Annotated in this window: 3 protein-coding genes; all 3 read right to left on the bottom strand. The window is 43.1% G+C overall.

From position 1 onward, the window contains the following. On the bottom strand, nucleotides 1–1,514 hold a 1,514-nt coding region (locus BFP75_RS11035; protein WP_099545452.1), incomplete at its 3' end, for a hypothetical protein. A gap of 60 nt (nucleotides 1,515–1,574) precedes the next feature. Further along, complete coding sequence (locus BFP75_RS11030; RefSeq protein ID WP_099545451.1) at nucleotides 1,575–2,645, bottom strand: PEP/pyruvate-binding domain-containing protein; 1,071 nt, start codon at nucleotides 2,643–2,645, stop codon at nucleotides 1,575–1,577. Between the two features lie 28 nt (nucleotides 2,646–2,673). Beyond that, nucleotides 2,674–3,909, bottom strand: a complete 1,236-nt coding sequence (locus BFP75_RS11025; RefSeq protein WP_099545450.1) for a cytochrome P450 — start codon at nucleotides 3,907–3,909, stop codon at nucleotides 2,674–2,676. Between the last annotated feature and the right edge of the window lie 49 nt (nucleotides 3,910–3,958).

Raw genomic sequence — 3,958 nt, 5'->3', positions numbered from 1 at the left:
GAGGCTGCCATTCCTTTAAGCTCATCGCTCACTTCTCCACTCTTCAACCAACTATCCACACTTTCGGAGGTAATTCCATATAGCATCAATGTAAAAGGTTCGGTAATGACTTCCGGTGGCTTGTTGAAAGCAGGCTGTGGTGCCACGGATGACAGGGCGTCCACAATTTTCTTGCGCCGTGCCACTTCATTCGGGATATAATCCGGACCTATGGAAGGTACGCCCATAGCCCATCCTCTTCCATAATCAAACAACAATTGATGGATTTCTTCCCTTCTAAAATAGAACATGTCATTGATGTCCTTGAAGAATCCAGCATTCACAAAAACTTGGCTCAACTCACGCATTTTTCTCCAAAAAACGCACATGGCCCAATGTTCAATGTAAAAGTTATGGTTCTCCACATAAGGGAATACCACTCTTGCCAATCCGAGCTTTCCATCAAAAGCCTCTTGGGTTTCTGGATCCGGAATGGAATCCCTGTACTCTTCAATGATTCGGTCACGTTCAGCTTCAATAGCTTCTGTGGGCCTATCAATTACTTCCCCGTCCAACAATCGCTTCAGGTAATCCTGAATATACCCGAAAGGAATATATAGATGCTCTATCCAATATTTATCGGTAGAATAAAACCCATTGCCTATGGTAAAATTGAACCATGGGTATTTGGCTTCTTCCCACGCATTGATCCATTCCTTACCTTCCGAAGAAGCTTTCAAAGCTTCCAAAGCTTTGTCCAAATCGTTATTGAGGACAATGTCTTGAAGTTGGAGTTTTTGAGCCAATTTGGCCAGCTTTTTTAATTCCTCATCTGGTCGGAGCAAGTCCACCTCAACCCCTTGTACCATTTTTGCAATGGACAAATCTGGAATACCCGGAAAAATTTCCTTGCAAAATCCGAAGAAATCCAAATAGGCAGCATACCCTAGGTTCAAGAACTCAAAATGATACATCCATGTTTTGTAGCATAGATCGATCATTTTATCATAGTTCTGGATAAGGTGGTAGGTGGGATCCAATCCTACTCCATCCTTCACCCACTGCATATCCACAACTTCTGGGAGCGGCTCAAATGTTACGGCCTCCATTTCATCGATCACCCCTTTTACTTTCTTGTGCCATTTTTCCAAAAGTGTGTCCCAATTTTGAAAATAATAGCCTGCCCTTTCCATAAACTGGGGTACTCTGTCGGCTATTTTTTCGGGTTCAACGGCCACTGGGCTCATATAGCAATATCCATTATGGAACTTAAAATCGATACCATTGGCCGGCGGTATCAACCATTGTCTTGTGTTATACTGGCTAAGGCACTTTACCGCAAATTCCACGGTAATGGCATCAAAAGGTTTGAACACATTGGGCCAGTGCTGCGAATCGCAATAAAAGAATTTGTTTTCTTCCGTTTCCTTAAGATTGTCCTGAAACAACATGTAATAAGGATACAATTCTCTCCAACCCTCAGCTCCTTTAGGAGCCGCATGGTCGTATGGGCTAATAAATTTTGATTTTGACATTGGGCGCTTTGTTTGTTTGTTAAAATTTCAGTGTCTTACTGTGCGGGTAATACACTTGTGCTATTTCTTGGAACTTATAGGATTCATCAAGGTGTTCAGGATTCCTTCCATACCTATTTTCACCTTTTTGGTTTCCACTTTTTTCTGGGACCAAACTGTTTCCGGTCTACTTTGTAACAGGGTAAAGTTTTCTCCATCTGGAAGATCGGCATCCAAGGCCCACTCAATATCTTGGGGGCATTTATAGTGCTTTTCTATCACCTTGGCTATTTTGCAGATATCCCTGATCTCCTTTTCGGTAAGGGATGGTTCCTTAGCCCTTTCATCGGTTATTTCACGGGTCACCACACATCGGTTCACTGGATCGGGAACATGTTCTATATGCTTGTCATGGATATTGGACGAAATAATGTCCAACATAATTTTATCGACCATAAAATGATCAGGGGTCACTTCCCCTGAAACTACGGCCTCACCAAGACCCCATGTGGAATCGATTACTATTTTAGAGCGATCTCCGTTTGTAGGATTCATGGTCATGGCCACTCCGGCCGTTCGTGCGTTGACCATTTTTTGAACCACAACCGACATAAGCACATCATCCTCGGGAATTCCTTGATTTTTGCGATAGTTTATAGCCCTGGAAGTATAGAGACTTGCCCAACATTTTTTGATGTGGACAATGAGTTCCTCCTCACCAACAACCCATAGGTAGGTATCCTGTTGTCCTGCAAAACTAGCATCGGGGAGGTCCTCCGCCGTAGCACTGGACCTCACTGCTACCGGAAGGTCTTTTTCCATCCCAGCCATTTGGCACAATTTTGCATAGGATTCCTTTATGGTTGCTTCAACCGACTCGGGCAAGTAGCTATCCATGATCATTTTTCTCAGGATGGCAGAGTTTTCATTTAAATGATCTATATCGGTACACTCTATGCAATTGACAATGTCCATGATTTCATTGAACATCCCTGATTTTTTTAAGTAGTCGGCATAGGCATGGGTAGTAACAGAAAAACCAACGGGAACAGGTAGGTCGGCAGCGCTCATACTGGCCAAGCTTGCACCTTTACCTCCCAATGTAGGATAATCTTCGGGAGAAGCTTCCTTGAAGAACAGTGTATATTTCATAACAGATTGTATTAGATTAATATTGAGATCACCACTCCACTTCCAAGGCCAATGGTGCCCTAAAGGATGTATTGGGTGCAAACTTGAATTCTTGGTCTTCTTTCAGCTTTAGATCGGGGATCATTTGGGTAAGTTCTTCCAAGACTACCTTGAACTCCAGTTTGGCCAAAGGTGATCCAAGACAAAAATGGATACCAAATCCGAAGGAAAGGTGTTCTTTGGCATTTTTTCTTTCTATGTCGAAGTTTCCGCCTTTGGGGAAATTTTCATCGTCCCTGTTCCCGGAACCCATCACTAAGAGTAAATTAGATCCCTTTGGAATGGATACGCCCCCCACTTCGCTTTCGGCAGTGGAATGTCTTCTCCAAGATACGATGGATGGGGAATACCTCAAAACTTCTTCAATGGCATTGGGAATCAGTTCTGGATGGGCCTTGATAGCGTCCCACGATTGTGGATGCAGCAACAACTCCCTGATTCCGTTGCCCATCAATGATGTTGTGGTTTCATGGCCTGCGAACAATTGACTATAGCAGATGGCCGCGATTTCATGATCAGTAATCTCGTGCCCTTCGCTTTGCAATTTTACCAAATCCCCAGGAAGGTCATCCGAATATTTTTCATGTCTTTTTTTCACGAGTTCTTGGCAATAGTTCCAGTATCTCACCATATTTTCCGCATGCACCAATTGCTCCTCCTCGGTCAAATTTCCCCAAGTCATCAGCATACGGCTTTCCGCCCAACTCTTTACTTTCTTCACATCTTTTTTGGGTACCCCTAAAAGCATGAATATTACATAGGCTGGCAAATCATAGGTAAGTTGTTTGACCAACTCTGCATGACCGTCGTTTTTGAAATCACCTATCATTTCCTTGGCCAATTCACGGATTCTGGGCTCTAACTTCTTTATTCTGGCCAAATTGAAGGCCATACTCACAATCCTACGTATGCGGGTATGATCGGGAGGGATACGCCCCGACAATCCGGAGAGTCCCACAAGCCCCCTTTCCTCCATCATTTTTTTAGCTTTTGGAGCTATAGGCTTGAATGGGGATTGTGCATTTTGCGAAGTGAATGTTTTCCAATCCTTAAAAATATTTTTGATATCTTCATATCGGGTCACGACATAGTACCCAAGTTCTTCACTATAAAAGATAGGACTTTCTTTTCTACACTTCTCGTAAAAAGGAAAAGGGTTCGTTAGATCGAAAGGCTCAAAACCGTCACCTACCCCAAAGTGTGGGCAACCCATAGTAGTGTTCATAAGAAGTAAGTTGTTTAATTAATTTGACTAAACTTACCCCATGCATCTT

It is taken from the genome of Maribacter sp. 4G9 (genome assembly GCF_002742265.1).
Taxonomy (GTDB): domain Bacteria; phylum Bacteroidota; class Bacteroidia; order Flavobacteriales; family Flavobacteriaceae; genus Maribacter.
The sequence above is the reverse complement of the archived record's forward strand: the minus strand, read 5'-3'. Positions and strand labels throughout refer to the sequence as shown.